Source organism: Oscillospiraceae bacterium, assembly GCA_015068645.1.
In the GTDB taxonomy this organism is placed as follows: Bacteria; Bacillota; Clostridia; order UMGS1840; family UMGS1840; genus SIG452.
In genome coordinates this window covers 108,020-128,332 of sequence record SVKD01000001.1, presented here as the reverse complement: position 1 = coordinate 128,332, position 20,313 = coordinate 108,020, and the positions used below count along the sequence as shown (strand labels likewise).

The following is a 20,313-nucleotide window of genomic DNA, read 5'->3' as shown; positions in this document are numbered from 1 at the left end:
ACACCTCTTTTAAATTATAGCATAATTTTTTCGCTTTATCAATACTTTAACTGTATTTTATCATCTGCACTGTACATTTTTTTGTACAAGCGTGTAGATATAATTTAATATATCTTGACAATTATATTAAAATCTTCAAAAGCTTATGGTGTGCAAAAAATAGTACAACGACTGTTATATAATGTTGATATAACGAAAGGAGTTAATGATATGAAAAAGTTAACATTAGAAGAATACAAAGAAAAATTGGCAAGAGCAAATAAAAAGGTATATAAGCTGCTTGCGGATGATTCGCAGGAAAATACGGTTTATGTACTGCACGAGAGAGGCAGGAACGCAGGAGAGAATAATCGTTTTATAGGGATATTCCAAAAGTTTGAACAATTGTATACTACAGTCACAGATAAAACAGATTTCTTACATACATGTGAGTGGATTGATTTTTGTATAAAAGATTACTACTGGTATGCAGTTCGAAAATACATTTTGATAGATAGCGAGTATCGGCTTGCATTAGATTGTGATTTTGACATCGACGGAAATTTGTTAAAATATAGCATCGATAATGAAAAATCAGAGATAGATATACCACTTTGCAAAAATGTAGAAAAGTTATTTGAAAACGGAGATATTATTAAAGTAAATCCATCGCCTTTTGGAGAGCCTTACTATGGTATATATCTATATGATGATAATGTCGAAAATCGTCATATTATTATGACGTATGATAAAGGCTATGACTGTTATTGGATTACCAAGCCTGAGCGTCTGGAAAAAGTGGAAACTTGCCCTATAAAGAAAATAAATCAATTAAATAAAATAATCAAAACATGTAATGGTGACTACAAAAAGGCGTTTAAAAAGAAAAAAATCACAATGGGTTTTATACCATTTTAAAAAAAGGAGAAGTGAAAAATATGAATAGTCAAAATGATTTTGTTATTGAAAATGGTGTTTTAATAAAATACAAAGGCAGTACAAGCAATGTATTTATACCGGATAATGTGAAAATAATTGGTGACTGTGCATTTATGGGGTGCGAGTACCTTGCGAGTGTTGTGCTTCCTGAAGGTGTTATAAGTATTGGAAATTATGCGTTTGAAAAATGTGAAAAGCTTGAAAGCGTACACCTTCCTAATAGTATATTGAAAATTGATGCCATTGCATTTTCAGGTTGCAGAAATCTTACAAGTATCAATTTTCCTTGCGGAATGAAGTGTATTGGTCGTTGGGCATTTAATGGTTGCGAAAATCTTGCTGATATAGATATTCCTGAGAGCATTGAGTGTATTAAAGAAGGCGCATTTCAAGGCTGTAAAAGACTCGCTGATGAAAATGGCTGGGTAATTATCAGGGATTGTTTATATGGATATTTTGGCCCGGAAGAATTTGCAGTTATTCCCAATAATGTGACAGATATAAGCGATGGCTCATTTAAGAATTGTCATAACATTACAAGTGTTGTAATACCTGATGGCGTAACCAATATCGGCGATTCGGCTTTTGAGGGGTGCGAGAATCTCACAAATATAGTCATTCCCAATAGTGTAAAGAATATAGGTATGGGTGCGTTTGCTGATTGTAAAAGTATTGACAATGTTGTAATCCCAGACGGTATAATAACCATTGGACAGATGACTTTTTTAAATTGTGAAAATCTGACGAACATAGTTATCCCCAATAGTGTGAACACCATTGATGATCTTGTTTTTTCTAATTGTAAAAAACTCGAAAGTGTAAATATTCCAGATAGTGTAAAGTTACTTGGTTTCGGTGCATTCGAGAATTGTGAAAAATTAGCAGATAGTGAAGGCTGGTTAATTATAAAAAAATGCTTGTTTGGTTATTTTGGTGAAAAAAATGATATTATCATCCCTGGCAATGTAGCTGAAATAGGTTTTAGATCATTTTGCGACAATGAAAATATCAGAAGTATTGTGATTCCATATGGAGTAACAACTATATGGGAGTACGCATTTGATGGCTGCAAAAACCTCGAAAGCATCTATATTCCTGATAGTGTAGAAGAAATATATTGTGGAAATGCTGAATGCGATAAACTAGTTGTATACGGGAATACAGGAAGCTATGCAGAACAATATGCAAAAGAAAAGAATATTCCATTTGTTGTGTATCAATAATACTAATAGTTTATAAGAACCTATTCTATACTACACCTCTGAGAGCAAATGGTGCATGTTACAGATATATCTATGTTACATTCCATACTTTAGCGGCTTTTTGTGCAAAAAAATCAAGACTACCTCTTATCATAACAGATGTTCAAAAATCCGCACAAAAAAAGAAACCGCATCAGTGATTTCTATATCCTTTTTGCTATTAATTATTTTCCAAGCCTCATACCACTGGAATTTTATTGTGCATATTTTAACACATATTTATACCAATTTGATGCAGATTAAATATGTTAGGAACATCAAACCCCGCCGAATAACTTCCTACGGCGAGGGTTTAAATTAATTTTATAGTTTATAAATCAAATTATTAAGCACTATTTCTTCTGCAGTATGCTTAATTTCTTCCACAGTATAAATCCAAGCGAATTGATCCTTTTCTTTGAGTTCCTTGATAATACCTTGTTCAGTTGCAAAATCTTTGATTATTTTATCGACCATTTCTCTTGCAGCGCTATCTATTTCTTCAAGGTAACCAAACCAAGTTCCGTCGAGGATTTTCGCAGAGTAGATGTAATGCTTGTTTTGTTTGATAAATTTTCCATGCATTCTGCCATATTTCCCAATATTGTATTTCTTCGCATCAGGCATTGAAATATTTGGGATATAATATTTTCCAACTTTTGTATAAGTTCCGCCGTTTTGTTCAAATATTGATTTCATTGTAATTCCTCCAAATTTTATTATTAGATTTTTACTACAATATTCAATCATTCCGGCTGTACATAGCAAATGCCCGTTACTCATAAGGAAGTGAGTAACGGGCATTAAGCGCTCTTTTTTAATTTGCTTGTTTCAAATTTTTCTTGTATTGAAAATAGACTTTAATGTATTGAACAAATGCGAGTCCGGAAGCTATTAAAAACACAGTAATAAAAACAATTTTCACAGGGAAAGATAAGTACTGACGATATCCTAATAATATGAAGAATAAAAGGAAGTAAATAAAAGATGCGAGTTTTCCATACACATTAGCGCCCAAAATTGTTTTTTCGTGATATAGAATCACGACACCAACCAACATTAAAATTTCTCTGATAAATAAAAACACCGGAACGATAATAAATAAAGGTTCTACATATGCAATACAAAGCGATACTAAAAACTGCAATAGTTTATCTGCCAACGGATCACAGATTTTGCCAAAGTTACTGATAGCTGAAAGCTTTCTTGCTAAATATCCGTCGATGATATCGGTAAGAGAAGCCACTGTGTAAAGTGTAAGTGACCAGGTACCGCTCGTTCCGTTATTAAATTCATAAAAGAATATTGGAGCAAACGCTAATGCCATCAATAGTCTCAGCGTTGTCAGAATATTCGGCAACATGCGCACCATGTTTTCAATTCACCTGCTTTAATATTTCTTAATAGGTAAGGATATCTGCCAATTCAGCTAACGGATCGTCAAAATTCTTTTTGGTTGCCAATGCTTCTTCAATGTCAAAATCAACGATATCAGCTTTCTTATAAACCACCACGCGATTTGAAACACCTTCCACAAGAAGCTGAATAGCCTTCAATCCCATTTTAGATGCAATAACTCTATCTTTTACAGTGGGGGTTCCACCTCTCTGGATATATCCCAAATTGGAAGGTCTGGTTTCAACGCCGGTTTGTTTTTCAACATTTTTTGCGATGAATTCAGTTCCGCCGACACCTTCAGCAACCACAACGATAAAGTGGGTTTTACCTTTTTCGGTGGTTTCTTTGATTTTATCAATAATATCATTCAAATCAAATTTCTTTTCCGGAATCAGACAAACTTCAGCACCGGTAGCAACAGCAACATTAACAGCTAAATAACCTGCATTTCTACCCATTACCTCAACAACGCTGCAACGGTCGTGAGAAGAACAGGTATCTCTGATTTTATCGATTGCATCACAAGCAGTGTTTAAAGCAGTATCAAAACCGATGGTGTAATCAGAGCAACCGATATCATTATCAATGGTGCAGGGGATACCAATAACAGGGAATCCGTGTCTGGATAATTCCAAAGCACCTCTGAAACTGCCGTCACCACCCAATACAACCAAAGCGTCAATTCCAAATGCACGTGCATTGTCTGCTGCTCTTTTAATGCCTTCAGAAGTTAAAAATTCTTTACATCTTGCGGTTTTTAACACAGTACCGCCACGATTGATAATACCGGAAACATCTCGATAGGTCAATTCTCTCATATCGTTTTCCAACAGTCCTTTGTAACCGTTAAAAATACCAATCATACGTTTTCCGTAATGTAATCCTGCTCTTACTACAGCACGAAGAGCTGCGTTCATACCCGGAGCATCTCCGCCACTGGTTAAAACGCCAATTGTATTAATTTCTTTTGCCATATTCGTTGTCCTCGCTATCTTACTAAGCTTTTTTAATATACCTTACTATTATATACAAACATTTTCAAAAAATCAACTCTTTTTTACAATTTTTTCAAAAAATATAAAAGTATTCGAGATGATTTATAATACCTCCAGAAATTGAACGTTTATATTGTAAGAATTCAGGAAGTATTTTACGGCATAGGAATCTGTCATACCTGCCATGAATGTCAAAATTTCTTCGTCGGATTTTTGTGCCTTCTTTTCCTCTTCGTAGATATGATAAAAAATTTTTTTTACTGTTTCATCTTTTTTTGTTACTTTTTCGTTGAAATACAGTCGTTCAAACATAAATTGACGAAGTTTTTTAAAGTTATCATCAATCTCATCTGACATTTTAATCTCATTTTTCCCTTGGCTGGTCAGTATCATATCCCGAATCATGGTGTCCAGCCTGTCGTTTGAAGTTTTTCCTAAAATGGAACGAACGGAAGAGGGAATATCTTCTTCGCTAATCAATCCCAGACGTATTCCGTCATCTAAATCAGAATTTAAGTATGCAAATTTATCTGCGTATTTGACTATCCTTCCTTCCAGTGTAATAGCTTCTTCGCCGGTTTCAATGTTGCTGTGTTTTAAGATCCCGTCTACAACTTCTTTTGATAGATTCATTTTGCGGGCAAGACGTGCACTATGCTTATTGTGAGAAAAACCTGAAAAAATTTCGTTTAACACAGTTTCTCCTGCATGAGAAAATGCGCAATGACCGATATCATGTCCCAAAGCGATAGCTTCTGTTAAATCTTCATTTAATCGCAGTGCTTTTGCAATGGTTCTGGCAACCTGACTTACCTCTAATGTGTGGGTCAAACGTGTACGGATATGGTCATTGTATTCAAAACTGGAAAAAACCTGCGTTTTATGTTTTAAACGACGAAATTCCTTGCTGTGAATGATGCGGTCACGGTCTCTTTGGAAACAGGTTCTGATACTGTCTTCTTCCAAGGGCTCAAATCTTCCTTGGGATTTCAAACTAAGGCACGCATAGGGACTCATCATCTTTTGTTCATTTTCTTCTGTCATTTGACGAATATTCATTGATTTATCCATTGCTTTTCCTCACACATTTGTCTTTTTTATGAAATCATATACCTCATTGCAATACAGTTCCATTTGCAATTGAGGGTGATTGTAAACATCTTTTTTGGTAATTCTGCTCAATACGGATATTTCGGATTTTTTCTTAATTTCTCGAAGCAGTTTTTTTCCGGTATCGTTAAATGCTAACACACGGGTGTACGTAGGTGGTTCTTCATTTTTTTTCAGATTCAAAAGTAACGAATACAGTGCTCTTCGGATTCTTGTTTCCGGATATCGTTTACATTTGATTTTTGCAATTAATTCGGAAAAAGATTCTGCATTTCGGTTTGCCAAAATCCGATTTTGGAGTCCTTCGCTGATTGCATTAAAGTTGGACAGTTCTTCGTTTTGTCCCATAATTAAACGATATTTTAAAAGTGGAAATACGCGTTCTTCAAAAACTGGAGTTGAGTTGGGTAAATTTGGAAGAAATGCAGTGATTGAATTGCCATCCCGAATTTGACTGCGAATCCAAGATGCTGATGCAAACTGTTGGGTTGGCTTTTGCGAATGATGCTCTACGGCTTTTCTTAATACGGTAAAGGGTTGGATATCCGATTTTAATTTTTTCAGTGCACGAAGATATTCAATTCCCAAGACATTGTTTGGTTTTTCTGCCAGTGCAGAACTGGAAATGGCTTTTGCATACGAAACACCTGTTTTCAACTGTTTTCTTAAGGAATCAGCATCAGTGGGTCGGTAAGCTGATAATTGTGATAAATCGCCGCATTCCGAGCCAAAAGAGAGATAGTCTACAATTCCTAGTTGATTCATAAGATAAACGCTGTAATAAGCATAGAATTCAGCTGAATTCAACACAAATTGAGGTGAAAGTTCCAAAACGAGATCCACACCGTTTTTTACGGCAACCTCTGCTCTGGAATGCATATCAAACATTGCAATTTCACCCCGTTGAGTAAAATTGCCGCTCATAACTGCAATGACGCCATCTGCGTTTAGCAGATCTTTTGTTTTTGCCACATGATATTTATGACCGTTATGAAAGGGGTTGTATTCCGCAATGATACCAACCGTTTTCATTGATTATAATCCTCCCTTATTTTAAAGAAATAAGCTTGCGGTTTAAAATCAAATATTCCAATCCTGAATAAATGGTGAATGCCAGCATAACCCAACTGAAAAATTCACCATAGGGCAGGGGATAAATCGCAGAGAGAGTATCGTTTAATAAAATGGCAATAACAGCGATAATCTGAGTAGTTGTTTTCAGTTTTCCACTCATACTTGCTGCAATTACGGTCCCTTTAGCAGAAGCTACCAGTCGAATGGATGTTACCAAAAATTCTCTTGTGATTACTGTGATGGTAATGATGGGATTTAGTCTGCCCTGTGCTACGAAAAGTACGAAAGCAGAAATCACCAAAATTTTATCAGCCAAGGGATCCAAAAATTTTCCGAAATCGGTAATTTGATTGTATTTTCTGGCAATATATCCGTCTAAAAAATCTGTCAGCGAAATAAACAGAAAAATAGATGCGGCAATAATATCATTATTTACATCGGGAACACCTGATGCAAATAATACATAAACCGGAACTAATAAAATTCTGGCGATGGTAATCATGTTTGCTGTAGTCATAGTTTTCAGTTTCGACATTTTCGTGAAAAAAAATTACAGATGTCGAGTTCCTTTCTTGTCCTTTGGGACATAAATTTTAGCGATTACGAATTGCTAATATCTTTAGACATTTGTTCAATTAAGCGATTGTTTAATTCCTCTGCAGCATTATATCCCATCTTTTTCTGACGATTGTTCATTGCTGCTACTTCCACAACAACTGCTAAGTTTCGTCCCGGTTTTACGGGAATATTTAAGCTTGGAATTTTATTGCCTAACAGTTCAGTATACTCGGTGATCAATCCTAATCTGTCGTATTGTTTTTGGGGATCCCATGCTTCTAACTTGATAATTAAATCAATTTTTTCGGTTTCTTTGATGGAACCCATACCGAATATCCGCCGAACATCAATAATTCCGATTCCTCGGATTTCGATAAAGTGACGAATATTTTCCGGTGCGGTACCGACCAGAGATTTATCAGATACTTTTTTGACTTCAACTGCATCATCTGCAACCAGTCGGTGACCACGTTTTACGAGCTCAATAGCGGTTTCGCTTTTTCCAACACCGCTTTCTCCCATAATCAGAACACCTTCCCCGTAAACTTCGCATAATACTCCGTGCAAGGTAACTCGTTCAGCCAGTTCCACGTTTAAAAAAGCAATCAGTCTTGCCATAAATTTGGAAGTGGTTTGTGCTGTTCTCAAAACGGGGATGCGAAATTCTTCGGCTGCATTTAGAAATTCAGGAAAAACTTCTTGGTTTCTTGAGATAATAATGGCGGGAATTTGACGTTTGCAAAGTTCGCGGATACAATGCAGACGTTCTTCGGATGTTTTTTGCTCTAAAAAAGTGCGTTCTACTTTCCCGAAAATCTGAATTCGATTCGGGTCAAAATAATCAAAAAAATCAACAAATTGTAAACCCGGACGGCTTACATCTGTGGTTGAAATTTTTACAGTATTCAGATCTTTATCTGCATAAACAGTTTCCAGGTTGCACTCATTGATAATTTGTTGTAATGTAACAGAAAAAGCACCCATAACAGATAACCCTCATTTCTTTGGTAAATTAACTACCATTATACAATACTTTCTGCATTTTTGCAACTTATTTTCGCAATTTTTTTATTTTTTTCGCATCCATTTAGAAACTTGTTGACAAGCATATATATAATTGCTATAATATTATAATAGAATAAAGGAAGCGTAAATTTTGGAGGAAGCGTAGCAATGAAGAGATTTGTGTCATTTGTTTTGACTTTATTCTTGGCTTTTGGGTGCATTCCTGTTTATGCATATGAAATACCCAACGCTTTTTGGGGCATTGACCGCCAGTATCAGGCGGCGGTTTCTGCAAAAGATTATGCAAAAGTGATTCAATATGCAAAAAAAGAAATTGATTTAATGATGCCGGAACCTGAGAATGAGCAGGTGTTGCAGATTATTGGTTCCCGTATGGAAATGATTGCCAAGGCGTATGAAGCGTTGGAAGATTATCCGAACGCCGCAGATTACTTTGAACGTTATGTTTATTATGCCGAAAAACTGAATTGGCAGGATGCTGTTAAGATTGCCAAAGCGAAAGTGCTCCATTACCGTCCCCGTTTGGAAATGTTTGAACAAACTTCTGAAGAAGAAGTGTATTTCCATGCTAAAAATGAACCGCACATGGGTGTTTTATTCGGTGCCACGAGCGATGGCGGAATTCGTGACTATTTAGAAAACGAATCTGCTGTTTTGTTGTACCATGAAGTGGGAAGTAATGATTTTGGATGGTTTCATCATATTTTTCGTCAGGCGGAAGAGAAAAATATCCGTGTTGTTTTTGCTTTAAATGTTGGTTATGAAGGCAGTGACATTCGAAACATTTATGCTTATGATGCATTTTTTGATACTTTGATTGCTGAATTGCAAAAATACCAGAGTGTTCCGGTTTATTTTCGTTTTGCTGCAGAAGTGAATATCTGGACAAATCCGTGTACTCCTGAAGAATTTATTACTGCTTTTCGCTATGTTGCAAACAGAGTTCACAACGAATTGCCTAATGCAGCAATGGTTTGGAGTGTGAACCAAAGCTCCGCTTGGAATATTAATATGCATGATTATTACCCCGGTGATGAATTTGTTGATTGGGTAGGGGTTGCATCTTACCTTGCAAAATATTTTTTAGGTAGAAACGATTGGTCGCCTGAAGAACAATTTAACGATAATGTGTTTTTTGCAGGTGACAGTGCAGATGCTGTGTTGTCATTAGAAGAAATCGTGGCAAGTTACGGGGATCGAAAACCCATTATGTTAACCGAATCCGGTGTTGCACATTATATCAATTCATTAAGCAAAGATGAAACAGAATGGGCGATTAACCATTTGCATCAGCAATATGAATTTTTGCCGAAGGTATATCCGCAGATCAAAGCAATCATGTATTTTGATAAAAGAATGCCTACCGAGGTAAATGACTATTCATTATCAGATAATGCTGCTTTGGCAAATGAGTATTTGGAGGAAATTGAGCATCCTTATTTTATTCACGGATCAGAATCAGATGCAGACGTAACTTACCATAAGGTAACAGAATCGATTATGATATCGGATGATTCTTTCACGTTCGGAGTATATCCGCATGTTTATAAAAACAGTTCACCCAAAGTGGATGTTTATTTTGATAATTACTATTTAGAAAGTCTTGTGGAACCGCATTTCCAAACAACTTTATATTTTGATAATGAACCGGAAGGAAATCATACATTGAAGCTTGTGATTGATGGTGTTATCGAAAAAGAATATCAGATTCAGTTGGAAAAACCGATAAAATTGTATTTAAACGGTGAAAGATTAAAAACAGACGTTCCGCCGGTAATTCAAAACGGCAGAACTTTGGTTCCGGTACGTATTATTTCTGAAAATCTTGACACAAAAGTAACATGGTTTGAAGACAGACGTGAAGTTTTTCTTTACGGCGGCAAAGCTTCTATTTTAATGGGAATTGATTATCCGAAGGTTATTGTAAACGGAAAAACCGAAACAATAGATGTTCCACCTACAATTATCGACGGAAGAACACTGGTTCCCATCCGATTCTTAGCTGAACAATTCGATTTAACTGTTTCTTGGGATGAAGCTACTCGTTCAGTATATCTCAATCAGTAATATTGGTGTTTAAAATATATTCAATTAATAAAAATAGCAAAAACGAAAGGTAAGGTTTGTTGTAATGCTTGAAAAAGAACAATTAAGACAACACGCGGAGAACATCCGCGCAAACATTATCCGTGGAACCCATTATGCGGCATCAGGTCATCCGGGTGGTTCCTTATCCATTGCGGATATCATGACCGTGTTATATTTTGAAGAGATGAATGTGGATCCTAAAAATCCCAAAATGGAAGACAGAGACCGTTTTGTATTGTCAAAAGGTCATACTGCACCCGCATTATATGCAACATTAGCAGAGAAAGGATTTTACTCTGAAGATGAAATTAAAAATCTTCGTAAGTTAGGTCATATTCTACAAGGTCATCCTGATATGAAAAAAATTCCCGGAGTAGATATGTCGTCCGGTTCTTTGGGTCAGGGATTATCCATTGCAAACGGTATGGCATTGTATGCCAAAGCAAACAACAAAACCTACCGTGTATACACCCTTTTAGGTGATGGAGAAATTCAGGAAGGGCAGGTATGGGAGGCAGCGATGTCTGCAGCTCACTACAAATTGGATAATTTAGTTGCCATTGTTGATAACAACAATCTGCAGATTGACGGGGAAGTAAGCAAAGTGATGTCTCCGTATCCAATAGATGAAAAATTCAAAGCCTTTGGATTCCACGTAATCAACATTGACGGTCATAATTTTGAAGAAATTGAAAACGCATTGGCAGAAGCAAAAACCGTGAAAGGAAAACCTACTGCCATTATTGCAAAAACCATCAAAGGCAAAGGCGTTTCCTTTATGGAAAACCTAGCAAAATGGCATGGAACTGCTCCCAACCGCGAACAGGCAGAACAGGCAATCAAAGAATTAACGGGAGGTAGCTTATAATGGAAAAATTATCAACCAGAGCAGGTTATGGAAAAGCCCTGGCAGAACTTGCTGAAAAATATAACTATTATGTTTTGGATTCTGATTTAGCAGAAGCTACCAAAACCATTGATTTTGCAAAAAGATATCCCGAACGTTTCTTTGATATGGGAATTGCAGAAAGTGATATGATGGGCACTGCTGCAGGTTTGGCAGCTTGCGGTGCAACAGTGTTTGCAAGTACTTTTGCAGTGTTTGCTGCAGGCAGAGCCTATGAACAGGTAAGAAATGCAATTTGTTATAACAATCTGAATGTGAAAGTAGTTGGTACTCACGGCGGTATTTTAATCGGGGAAGATGGCGGTTCTCATCAAGCGATTGAAGATGTTTCTTTAATGAGAACAATCCCCAATATGAAAGTATTGGTTCCTTCTGATGCTATCGAAGCAAAATACGCTGTGGAAGCGGCAATCAATGAACCCGGCCCTGTGTATTTACGGTTTGGACGATACGATGTGCCGGTGTTTAATACCAATGAAGATTATTCTTTCACCTTTGGGAAAGCAAATGTATTAAAGACAGGAACCGATGTTACCGTGATTGCAATGGGAGATATGGTATACGAAGCACTGGTTGCCTCTGAAGAACTTGCAAAAGAAGGCGTTTCTGTTGGAGTTGTCAACATGCACACTATAAAACCCCTCGACAAAAATGCTGTTAAAACTGCACTGGAAAGTTCTAAACATATTATGACTGCAGAAGATCATAATGTATTTGGCGGACTTTATTCTGCAGTGGCTGAAGTAGTAGCGGAATTGGGTGGAAAAATTAGTGACAAAGTTGCCGTAGAAGACCGTTTCGGTCAGTCCGGTAACCGTCCTGATTTGCAGAAAGAATATGGCTTAACTTCAGAAAACATCATTGCAAAAATCCGAAATTTAATGAAATAAATTCAATAACAAAAGCGAAAATACCGTTTGATATCAGCACGAAAGTCCTTTTATCTTACCAAATTTTCTTTAGAAAAACAACTGACAAAAAAGAATTTTCTGATTTGGAAGTGTATGCAAGCGGTAAAAAAGCATCTGTTCCATTTCAGAACAGATGCTTTTTTGTTTTTGAAGGAGAGTTTTTATGAAAGAATACGACAATTTTATTAACCATCAATATATCGTAAATTTGTTGGAACAATCCAAATCTGCAGATGATAAAAAAATTACCGAAATTTTAGATAAAGCAGAACGATTTGATGGATTGACTCCTGAAGAAGTGGCAATTTTACTAAACACTGAAAACCAAGAACATCAGGAACGAATTTTTAAAATTGCCGATAAAATCAAACAGCATATTTACGGAGACAGAATTGTGATGTTTGCTCCGTTGTATGTGAGTGATTACTGTGTCAACAATTGTGCCTATTGTGGATTTAACTGTAAGAATAAATTCCATAGAACCAAGCTTACTATGGACGAAATCCGTGATGAAGTGAAAATTTTAGAAGCCATGGGGCATAAACGTTTGGCGTTGGAAGCAGGGGAAGATCCAGTAAATTGTGATATTGATTATATTTTAGATTGTATGCAAACAATTTATGATATGAAATTAGGTAATGGTGAAATTCGCCGTGTGAATGTCAATATTGCATCTACCACCGTTGAGAATTACCGAAAATTAAAAGAAGTTGGCATTGGTACATACATTTTATTTCAGGAAACCTATCACAAAGAAACCTATGAAAAAGTACATTTAGGAGGACCGAAAAAGAATTATGAATATCACCTTACCGCATTTGACCGTGCGATGGAAGCAGGGATTGACGATGTTGGTGGCGGTGTATTATTTGGCTTATCCGACGATTGGCGTTATGAAATTTTAGGTTTGATGCTTCATAATAAACATTTAGAAGATACGTTTGGTGTTGGTTTCCATACGATTTCTGTTCCCAGAATGTGTCCGGCAGAAGGAAACGATTTATCAGGATTTTATCCCATAGATGATGAAACTTTCTTGCGGATTGTTTCCATTATTCGTTTGGCGGTTCCGTTCACGGGAATTATTATTTCTACCCGTGAAAACTCCAAAATGAGAAAAGAACTCATTCGCCTTGGTGTATCTCAGATGAGTGGAGGTTCTTCTGTGGATGTTGGCGGTTACAGTAAAGGAAATCACAGCAAAGGCTCTCAATTTGTGACCTCTGATGACAGAAGTGCTCAGGATATTATTCGCTGGATTATGGAAGAAGGCATGGTTCCAAGCTTTTGTACCGCTTGTTACCGAAAAGGACGAACAGGGGATCGTTTTATGGAGCTTGCCAAAACAGGGAATATCAAAAATGTATGTTTACCCAATGGGTTGATGACCTTAAAAGAATACGCTCTGGATTACGGTGACAAAAGCTTTCAAAAGCTTGCGAATGAAGTTATCCAAAAACATATTCCGACAATTGAAAATGATAAAGTGAGAGTGCTGGTAATTGAAAACCTCAAGAAATTAGAACAAGGCAAACGAGATTTATTCCTCTAAAAAGGAGTGATTGTATGTTAAAACAGGAAACACCTTTGGCAAACCGTAAGCATATCGGTATTTTTGGCAATACCAATGCAGGAAAATCCACGCTGTTTAATCAGATCATCGGTCAGGAACTTGCAATCGTGTCAGAAGAGCAGGGAACAACCACAGATCCTGTCATAAAAGGGATGGAATTAATTTCTTATGGTCCTATTGCATTAATTGACACGGCTGGACTTGGCGATGTTTCTGTGCTCGGTGATAAACGAATAGAGAAAACCAAGCAGATGCTTGACAGATGTGATTACATCATTTATGCAGTGGATAGTCAGAATGCATTGGGAAAAGATATTATAATTCCTACAAATTTATTCGGTAAAATCCCTTATACTATTGTGTTTACCAAAACAGATTTATTGAGTGGATTCGAGGTGGAGTCTTTAAAAAACAAGTTTCCGAATGCTCAATTTGCAAATTACAAAGATGAAAAATCTATCCAGAGGTTAAAACATTTTTTAACCGAAGAACTGCGAAAAATCGGTGATGAAGATGATAATCAATTAATCGGTTTAGTATCATCAGGTGATTTTGTTGTAATGGTTGTACCGATTGATTCGGCGGCGCCGAAAGGAAGATTGATTCTTCCTCAGGTTGCTTTTTTGAGAAATTGCCTTGATTTAGGCGTTACTTGTACCGTTACGAAAGAAGAAACATTAAAAGAAACAATTTCTAATTTACCTAGGGTAGATTTGGTTGTAACTGATTCTCAAGTTTTTAAATCTGTGGCTGAAATGGTTCCGAAAACAATTCCGTTAACTTCTTTTTCGATGTTGTTAGCACGTCAGAAGGGTGATTTGAAGATAATGCTTTCTGCTTGTGATATTATCCCCAATTTACAAGACGGTGATAAGATTTTAATGCTGGAAGCATGTACTCATAACCATACCCATGAAGATATTGGTCGGGTGAAAATTCCTGCTTTGTTGCAAAAGTTTACAGGTGTTTCATTGGAATTTGAATACTATGTGGGATACGATTTTCCGTCAGATTTATCACCATACAAATTGGCAATTCATTGCGGCGGATGTATGATTACGAAAAAAACAGTTTTAACTCGTTTGGAAAAATGTAAGAATGCAGGACTTCCTATTACCAATTACGGCGTTGTTTTAGCTTATTTAAGCGGAATTTCCGACCGTTGCAGCGAGGTGTTTTTTAGTGAATAAAACATTGATTGATAAACTTTATCGGGAACAGTCACTTTCCAAAGAAGAACTTCTCATCTTAATTCAAATGACTGACGAGGATGATTTTTCTTATCTTTGCCAAAAATCAAATCAAAAGAAAGAAGAAATTTTTGGAAAATCTGTATATATCCGAGGGTTAATCGAATTCACCAATTATTGTAAAAATGATTGTTACTACTGCGGAATTCGTTGTTCCAATAAAAAAGCAGAACGATACCGCTTATCTGTGGATGATATTTTGTTGTCGTGTGAAGCAGGGGATAAACTTGGGATTCAGACCTATGTGTTGCAGGGTGGGGAAGACCCATGTTATACCGATGAGAAACTGATAGGAATTGTCACAAAAATTAAAGAAAAATATCCCAAAAAAGCAATTACATTATCCGTGGGAGAACGTTCGTTGGAAAGTTATCAAAAATTAAAAAATGCGGGTGTTGATCGGTATTTGCTTCGTCATGAGACTGCAAGCGACGAACATTACAAAAAACTGCATCCCAAAAACCTAACATTGATAAATCGCATAAACTGTTTAAAAACATTAAAGAAACTAAATTTTCAAACCGGTGCAGGATTTATGGTTGGCTCTCCGTATCAAACTGATGAACATCTTGTTAACGATTTGCTTTTTCTAAAAGGATTGCAACCAGAAATGGTTGGAATTGGTCCATTTATTCATCATAATGATACACCGTTTGCCGATTATTCGGATGGGACAGTACGAAAAACCATTCAGCTGGTTGCTCTGACACGTCTTCTTTTGCCTAAAGCTTTGTTGCCGTCTACAACTGCGTTAGCTTCCTTAGATCAAGAAGGTCGGAAAACAGCTCTTCTTTCCGGCGCAAATGTGGTTATGCCCAATTTGACGCCTATTGGGAAACGTAAAAATTATTTGCTATATCAAAATAAAATCGCCATTGGAGAAGAAACTGCGGAAAGTTTCGATCAACTCAAAACGGAAATTGAATCGATAGGTTTGATTGTTGATTTGTCCCGTGGTGATTATCCTATGATTTTGTAATATTTATAAAAATAACGATGTACATTTTAAAAGAATGCATCGTTATTTTTTTATGGTTATGTTTAGAGAGCTACTCTCATAAAATAATTATTGAATTCCATGACAGGAGAAATATTATGTTCATTTGTATTACAAAAGGGAAACAGTTACTCATCTGTTTTTTAATTCTGACTGTATTGATAACCGGAATTTGTACTTACGCTTCAGTAAAAGCAAGTACCGAATCTAAAGAGATATCAGTTCCGATTTTGATGTATCACAGTGTTCTGAAAGATCCTGACAGAAGCGGAGAATATGTTGTAACGCCGTCTACATTGGAATATGATATGATATATCTTCGTAATAATGGGTACGAAACGGTTTTGGTAAAAGATTTAATAGCATATGTTTATGAAGATGCACCATTACCGGAAAAACCGATTGTGTTAACATTTGATGATGGACACTATAACAATATGGTTTATTTGTTACCACTTTTAGAAAAATATCAGATGAAGGCAGTCATTTCTGTTGTAGGAAGTTATACGGAACAATTTTCCAAAGCTGACGGACATAATCCGAATTATTCTTATCTTACTTGGGGTGATATCAAAAATTTGGAAGATAGCGGACGGATTGAAATTGCTAATCACACTTATGATCTTCACGAAAAAGAGGGACGAAAGGGCTGCAATATTTTAGAAGGAGAAGCGATAGCGGAATACAGAAATAATTTAAAAAGTGATTTGGTGAAGTTGCAATCTGCATTAAAGGAGAAATCCGGTATTCAACCGTCGGTTACCTTTACTTATCCGTTTGGATATATTTGTCCCGAATCTCAAAAGACATTAGAAGAAACAGGTTTTTTTGCAAGTTTATCCTGTTATGAAAGGATCAATCAAATTTCAAAGAATAAAGGGTGCTTGTATATGTTAGGGCGTTATAACCGTCCGGAAGGGATTTCGACTGAAGAATTTATGAAAAAAATTAAACTTCCATAGAAAGGATGACAAAAATGGCTGAGAAAGGATCTCTTATTGTGTTTGTGTACACAGCGAGGATGGCAATTCCCATCAAAAATGCCCGCGTATCCTTATTAGAAAGCGGAACACAAAATCTTATCGGTTTTCGTTCCACAAATGAGGAAGGACTTACCACAGCATTCGAACTGGAAACTCCTGACGTTGATTTGTCATTATCACCGGGAAAGGTAGGGGACAGTGCTCCGTTTTCTGTTGTGGATATTTTAATCACACATCCAATGTATCAAAAAATTCTGATAAAAAACGTGCAGATTTTTCCTAATCGAGAATCCATTCAAAATGTGAATATGATTCCGCTGGACGAATTTCAAAATCCTAAAACAGCAGAAACCATTTATCCTATCCCGCCACAGAATTTATAAAGGAGGAATCTTTTATGGCAATTACTGTTACACCTTTTATTCCGCAGTATATTACGGTTCATTTGGGACCGCCGGATTCCAACGCGGAAAATGTGACTGTCACCTTTCCTGATTATATCAAAAATGTTGCTTCCTCTGAAATTTATCCCACATGGGATGAATCGGCAATCCGAGCAAACATTTATGCTCAGATATCTTTTGCTTTAAACCGTGTTTATACCGAGTATTACCGTAGTCGTGGCTATAATTTTGATATTACAAATTCCACGGCAATTGACCAAAAATTTATCAAAGGAAGAAATATCTTTGATAATATAGATCGTATTGTGAATGAAATTTTTAATGATTATATCCGTGAAATCGGAGTTGCCGAACCTTTGGCTGCAAAATATTGCAACGGTACCACAGTTACTTGCGAAGGACTTTCCCAGTGGGGAAGCGAAAATTTAGCACAGCAAGGTTATTCCACATTAGATATTTTATATTATTACTACGGATACAATATTGAGTTGGTGAATGATGCACCAATTCGAGAATTCCGAGAATCTTATCCTGGTACACCAATCAGAAGAGGCGATAGCGGTCCATATGTAAAGGTTATTCAAAGAGAATTAAATCAAATATCCCAAAACTATCCTCTGATTCCGAAAATCAATCCTGTGGATGGAATTTTCGGGGAAAATACGGAAGAGGCTGTTCGCACCTTTCAGCAAATTTTTAATTTAACTGCTGATGGGGTTGTAGGAAAAGCAACTTGGTATCGACTGGTTTACCTATATACAGGAATTTTAAGATTAAATGAATTGGATTCTGAAGGACAGAGGTTGTTTGGATTGAACTTGCAGTATCCCGATGCCATTTCTGAAGGGAACACTGGAGAAAAGGTAACAATATTACAATATTTTTTATCTATTTTTGCGGGATTTGATCCCAATATTCCTTTTGTGGAAATTGACGGAAATTTCGGCCCTGAAACAAAAAATGCAGTTATTGCTTTTCAAAAGGAATACGGGTTAGAGCAAGATGGAATTGTGGGAGAAAAAACCTGGGATAAAATGTATGCAGTGTTCAAGGGAATTGTAGACACTGTTTTCCTGGACGAAGAAGTTTTCGGAATTAAAACTGAACCATACGATGGAACTGTTTTGGAATTTGGATCTACGGGATCAGCAGTCACCACGTTGCAACAGTATTTGAATATTATTTCGTTATCGTATCCTGAGATTAATTCTGTAACACCGACAGGAAATTTCGGGCCTCAGACACGTCAAGCTGTTATCAGTTATCAGAGAGAATTTGGTCTTCCCACTACCGGAAGAGTGGATGAAGAAACCTGGAATTCTATTGCAGGAACTTACCGAACAGAGGTATCAGCTTTAACATCACGTCCAACTCAGTACCCTGGAAAAGAACTGCGTTTAAATGATCGTGATCCCAATTAGAAAGGAGTTTTATTATTTGAATACATCCGTGAACGATTTTTCTCCGTTTTTAGGGCAACCCATACGAAGTGCACAAACCTTTTTAAGAGAAATCGGAAACAAATATGAAGAAATGCCAACCGTGATTCCTGATGGAATTTTTGGAGAGCAAACCGAAGCTTCCGTAAAATGGTTTCAGAATTTCAGAGGACTTCCCGTCACGGGCGTTATCGATAAACAAACATGGGATACTCTGTTGGAGGATTATCTGATTCTGCTTGCTGAACGAGAACCGCCTGTTTGTGTGAATATCTTACCAAAAGATTTTGATGTTATTTTGCCAAACGAAGAAAACCGCTATCTTCATTCCATTCAGTCAATTATGAAAAATTTATCAAAAGAATTTGATACCGTCCCTGATTTGGATGTTACAGGAATCCATGACGAAGCTTCAGTGAATTCTGTTAGATCATTGCAAAAAATATTAGGAAAAGAAGAAACCGGTAATATTGATAAAAACTTCTGGAATGATTTGGTATCGATTTATGAAGCACATTTATTGGAATCAGAATCATTACCGATAATAACGGAAGCCGTTTCCTAAAATTTCCTCTGAATCTGTGACAATGATAAAAGCATTTGGTTCAGAAGCTCGAATCATTGTTTTAAATTGTGCCGCCTGTTTTGGCTTTGTAACACACATTAAAACTTTTTTTGTTTCTCCTGAATACGCTCCGACAGCTGATATCACTGTTACACCACGATTGACAGATGTTAGCAGTTCTTGTTCAATTTTTGAAGACTCTGTTACTACCGCTAAAATTAATTTAGCGCAGTTTAACTTGCTGATAATTGTGTCAATTACTGTAGTTGAAATTACTAACGAAAGAATTCCGTAAAATGCTAAATTCAAGTTACCGATTGTAATCATGGAGAAGCCAATAATCATTAAATCCAGAATCGTCATCAGTATCCCGATCGAAAGATGGGGATACTTTTTTTGTGACATTCTGGATAAAATGTCCACGCCACCCGTTGTCCCCCCTTGAGAAAAAGCCAGTCCGATTCCAATGCCAAGCAGTACTCCGCCAAACACCGATGCAATAAAAATATCATTGGTGAGAGGTGGGAGTTTCTCTGTAAAACTTAAAAACAGAGGGATTAGAAGAATGGCAACCATAGAATCCATTACAAAAGCTTTTCCTAAAGATTTTAATGCAAAGAATAGTATCACCAGATCTAAAATACCAACGGTTATTCCGGTTGAAATGCCAAATAAATAATAAAAAATAGTTGCAATTCCGCTAAGACCGCCAGAAACAATTTTAAATGGTAACATAAATAAATTAATTGATATTGCGAAAATCAAAGATCCTAATGCAATGATAGAATATTTCTTTAAAATTTTCAAAAAATCACCGTTTATATTGTTTGACGAAAATAAAAAAATATGCATTTTCCGTAAGTTTAGGAAAATGCA

20 protein-coding genes are annotated in these 20,313 nt (G+C 36.4%); 12 read left to right on the top strand and 8 right to left on the bottom strand.

Annotated features, from left to right (window positions below):
• The first annotated feature begins 210 nt into the window (after window positions 1-210).
• Together E7413_00600 and E7413_00595 are read left to right on the top strand one after the other, a co-directional pair.
• A complete protein-coding gene (locus tag E7413_00600; GenBank protein ID MBE7018367.1) occupies window positions 211-897 on the top strand; it encodes a hypothetical protein in 687 nt (228 codons plus the stop codon).
• 20 nt (window positions 898-917) lie between these two features.
• A complete protein-coding gene (locus E7413_00595) occupies window positions 918-2,141 on the top strand; it encodes a leucine-rich repeat domain-containing protein (protein MBE7018366.1) in 1,224 nt (407 codons plus the stop codon).
• A gap of 342 nt (window positions 2,142-2,483) precedes the next feature.
• Here E7413_00595 and E7413_00590 read toward each other — a convergent pair whose 3' ends face one another.
• From E7413_00590 to hprK, 7 genes are all read right to left on the bottom strand, one after another.
• On the bottom strand, window positions 2,484-2,963 hold the full coding sequence (locus E7413_00590; GenBank protein MBE7018365.1) for a TnpV protein: 480 nt from the start codon (window positions 2,961-2,963) through the stop codon (window positions 2,484-2,486).
• A 13-nt stretch (window positions 2,964-2,976) separates the two neighbouring features.
• Complete coding sequence (locus E7413_00585) at window positions 2,977-3,531, bottom strand: CDP-alcohol phosphatidyltransferase family protein (protein ID MBE7018364.1); 555 nt, start codon at window positions 3,529-3,531, stop codon at window positions 2,977-2,979.
• Between the two features lie 28 nt (window positions 3,532-3,559).
• Entirely contained in the window at window positions 3,560-4,531 is a 972-nt protein-coding gene (pfkA, locus tag E7413_00580) for a 6-phosphofructokinase (GenBank protein ID MBE7018363.1), read from the bottom strand.
• Between the two features lie 123 nt (window positions 4,532-4,654).
• Window positions 4,655-5,611, bottom strand: coding sequence for an HD domain-containing protein (locus E7413_00575; GenBank protein ID MBE7018362.1), 957 nt, complete (start codon window positions 5,609-5,611; stop codon window positions 4,655-4,657).
• Between the two features lie 21 nt (window positions 5,612-5,632).
• On the bottom strand, window positions 5,633-6,694 hold the full coding sequence (locus tag E7413_00570; protein ID MBE7018361.1) for a nucleotidyltransferase family protein: 1,062 nt from the start codon (window positions 6,692-6,694) through the stop codon (window positions 5,633-5,635).
• Window positions 6,695-6,710: 16 nt separating this feature from the next.
• Complete coding sequence (gene pgsA / locus E7413_00565) at window positions 6,711-7,253, bottom strand: CDP-diacylglycerol--glycerol-3-phosphate 3-phosphatidyltransferase (GenBank protein ID MBE7018360.1); 543 nt, start codon at window positions 7,251-7,253, stop codon at window positions 6,711-6,713.
• 83 nt (window positions 7,254-7,336) lie between these two features.
• A complete protein-coding gene (gene hprK, locus E7413_00560) occupies window positions 7,337-8,278 on the bottom strand; it encodes an HPr(Ser) kinase/phosphatase (protein ID MBE7018359.1) in 942 nt (313 codons plus the stop codon).
• A gap of 189 nt (window positions 8,279-8,467) precedes the next feature.
• Between hprK and E7413_00555 the strand changes: the two genes are divergently transcribed.
• The 10 genes from E7413_00555 (at window position 8,468) to E7413_00510 (ending at window position 19,437) form a co-directional block, all read left to right on the top strand.
• On the top strand, window positions 8,468-10,387 hold the full coding sequence (locus E7413_00555; protein MBE7018358.1) for a hypothetical protein: 1,920 nt from the start codon (window positions 8,468-8,470) through the stop codon (window positions 10,385-10,387).
• Window positions 10,388-10,451: 64 nt separating this feature from the next.
• Window positions 10,452-11,276: a transketolase gene (locus E7413_00550; protein ID MBE7018357.1), complete on the top strand. Its 825-nt coding sequence runs from the start codon at window positions 10,452-10,454 to the stop codon at window positions 11,274-11,276.
• On the top strand, window positions 11,276-12,205 hold the full coding sequence (locus E7413_00545; protein ID MBE7018356.1) for a transketolase family protein: 930 nt from the start codon (window positions 11,276-11,278) through the stop codon (window positions 12,203-12,205). The genes E7413_00550 and E7413_00545 overlap by 1 nt, the downstream gene beginning before the upstream one ends.
• A 184-nt stretch (window positions 12,206-12,389) precedes the next feature.
• The gene (hydG, locus tag E7413_00540) at window positions 12,390-13,778 is read left to right on the top strand and encodes a [FeFe] hydrogenase H-cluster radical SAM maturase HydG (GenBank protein ID MBE7018355.1); all 1,389 of its coding nucleotides are present in this window, start codon (window positions 12,390-12,392) and stop codon (window positions 13,776-13,778) included.
• A gap of 14 nt (window positions 13,779-13,792) precedes the next feature.
• A complete protein-coding gene (hydF, locus tag E7413_00535; GenBank protein MBE7018354.1) occupies window positions 13,793-14,989 on the top strand; it encodes a [FeFe] hydrogenase H-cluster maturation GTPase HydF in 1,197 nt (398 codons plus the stop codon).
• Window positions 14,982-16,028: a [FeFe] hydrogenase H-cluster radical SAM maturase HydE gene (hydE, locus tag E7413_00530; protein ID MBE7018353.1), complete on the top strand. Its 1,047-nt coding sequence runs from the start codon at window positions 14,982-14,984 to the stop codon at window positions 16,026-16,028. The genes hydF and hydE overlap by 8 nt, the downstream gene beginning before the upstream one ends.
• Window positions 16,029-16,144: 116 nt before the next feature.
• Window positions 16,145-17,008: a polysaccharide deacetylase family protein gene (locus E7413_00525; GenBank protein MBE7018352.1), complete on the top strand. Its 864-nt coding sequence runs from the start codon at window positions 16,145-16,147 to the stop codon at window positions 17,006-17,008.
• A 14-nt stretch (window positions 17,009-17,022) separates the two neighbouring features.
• Window positions 17,023-17,412 carry a hypothetical protein gene (locus tag E7413_00520; protein ID MBE7018351.1) on the top strand — a complete coding sequence of 130 codons (390 nt, stop codon included), beginning with the start codon at window positions 17,023-17,025 and terminating at the stop codon, window positions 17,410-17,412.
• 14 nt (window positions 17,413-17,426) lie between these two features.
• A complete protein-coding gene (locus E7413_00515; protein ID MBE7018350.1) occupies window positions 17,427-18,854 on the top strand; it encodes a spore cortex-lytic protein in 1,428 nt (475 codons plus the stop codon).
• Window positions 18,835-19,437 carry a hypothetical protein gene (locus E7413_00510; protein MBE7018349.1) on the top strand — a complete coding sequence of 201 codons (603 nt, stop codon included), beginning with the start codon at window positions 18,835-18,837 and terminating at the stop codon, window positions 19,435-19,437. The genes E7413_00515 and E7413_00510 overlap by 20 nt, the downstream gene beginning before the upstream one ends.
• Here the strand turns inward: E7413_00510 and E7413_00505 are convergent.
• The gene (locus E7413_00505; protein MBE7018348.1) at window positions 19,408-20,289 is read right to left on the bottom strand and encodes a YitT family protein; all 882 of its coding nucleotides are present in this window, start codon (window positions 20,287-20,289) and stop codon (window positions 19,408-19,410) included. The genes E7413_00510 and E7413_00505 overlap by 30 nt on opposite strands.
• Between the last annotated feature and the right edge of the window lie 24 nt (window positions 20,290-20,313).

What these genes read in the sequence shown, in the direction of transcription:
- E7413_00555 (MBE7018358.1), top strand. Translation starts at nt 8,468, where the DNA reads ATGAAGAGATTTGTGTCATTTGTTTTGACTTTATTCTTGGCTTTTGGG.
- E7413_00525 (MBE7018352.1), top strand. Translation starts at nt 16,145, where the DNA reads ATGTTCATTTGTATTACAAAAGGGAAACAGTTACTCATCTGTTTTTTA.
- E7413_00570 (MBE7018361.1), bottom strand. Translation starts at nt 6,694, where the DNA reads ATGAAAACGGTTGGTATCATTGCGGAATACAACCCCTTTCATAACGGT.
- E7413_00505 (MBE7018348.1), bottom strand. Translation starts at nt 20,289, where the DNA reads ATGCATATTTTTTTATTTTCGTCAAACAATATAAACGGTGATTTTTTG.
- E7413_00600 (MBE7018367.1), top strand. Translation starts at nt 211, where the DNA reads ATGAAAAAGTTAACATTAGAAGAATACAAAGAAAAATTGGCAAGAGCA.
- hydF (MBE7018354.1), top strand. Translation starts at nt 13,793, where the DNA reads ATGTTAAAACAGGAAACACCTTTGGCAAACCGTAAGCATATCGGTATT.
- E7413_00510 (MBE7018349.1), top strand. Translation starts at nt 18,835, where the DNA reads ATGATCGTGATCCCAATTAGAAAGGAGTTTTATTATTTGAATACATCC.
- E7413_00520 (MBE7018351.1), top strand. Translation starts at nt 17,023, where the DNA reads ATGGCTGAGAAAGGATCTCTTATTGTGTTTGTGTACACAGCGAGGATG.
- E7413_00545 (MBE7018356.1), top strand. Translation starts at nt 11,276, where the DNA reads ATGGAAAAATTATCAACCAGAGCAGGTTATGGAAAAGCCCTGGCAGAA.
- E7413_00575 (MBE7018362.1), bottom strand. Translation starts at nt 5,611, where the DNA reads ATGAATATTCGTCAAATGACAGAAGAAAATGAACAAAAGATGATGAGT.
- E7413_00585 (MBE7018364.1), bottom strand. Translation starts at nt 3,531, where the DNA reads ATGGTGCGCATGTTGCCGAATATTCTGACAACGCTGAGACTATTGATG.
- E7413_00595 (MBE7018366.1), top strand. Translation starts at nt 918, where the DNA reads ATGAATAGTCAAAATGATTTTGTTATTGAAAATGGTGTTTTAATAAAA.
- E7413_00590 (MBE7018365.1), bottom strand. Translation starts at nt 2,963, where the DNA reads ATGCCCGTTACTCACTTCCTTATGAGTAACGGGCATTTGCTATGTACA.
- E7413_00515 (MBE7018350.1), top strand. Translation starts at nt 17,427, where the DNA reads ATGGCAATTACTGTTACACCTTTTATTCCGCAGTATATTACGGTTCAT.
- pgsA (MBE7018360.1), bottom strand. Translation starts at nt 7,253, where the DNA reads ATGACTACAGCAAACATGATTACCATCGCCAGAATTTTATTAGTTCCG.
- E7413_00550 (MBE7018357.1), top strand. Translation starts at nt 10,452, where the DNA reads ATGCTTGAAAAAGAACAATTAAGACAACACGCGGAGAACATCCGCGCA.
- hydG (MBE7018355.1), top strand. Translation starts at nt 12,390, where the DNA reads ATGAAAGAATACGACAATTTTATTAACCATCAATATATCGTAAATTTG.
- hprK (MBE7018359.1), bottom strand. Translation starts at nt 8,278, where the DNA reads ATGGGTGCTTTTTCTGTTACATTACAACAAATTATCAATGAGTGCAAC.
- pfkA (MBE7018363.1), bottom strand. Translation starts at nt 4,531, where the DNA reads ATGGCAAAAGAAATTAATACAATTGGCGTTTTAACCAGTGGCGGAGAT.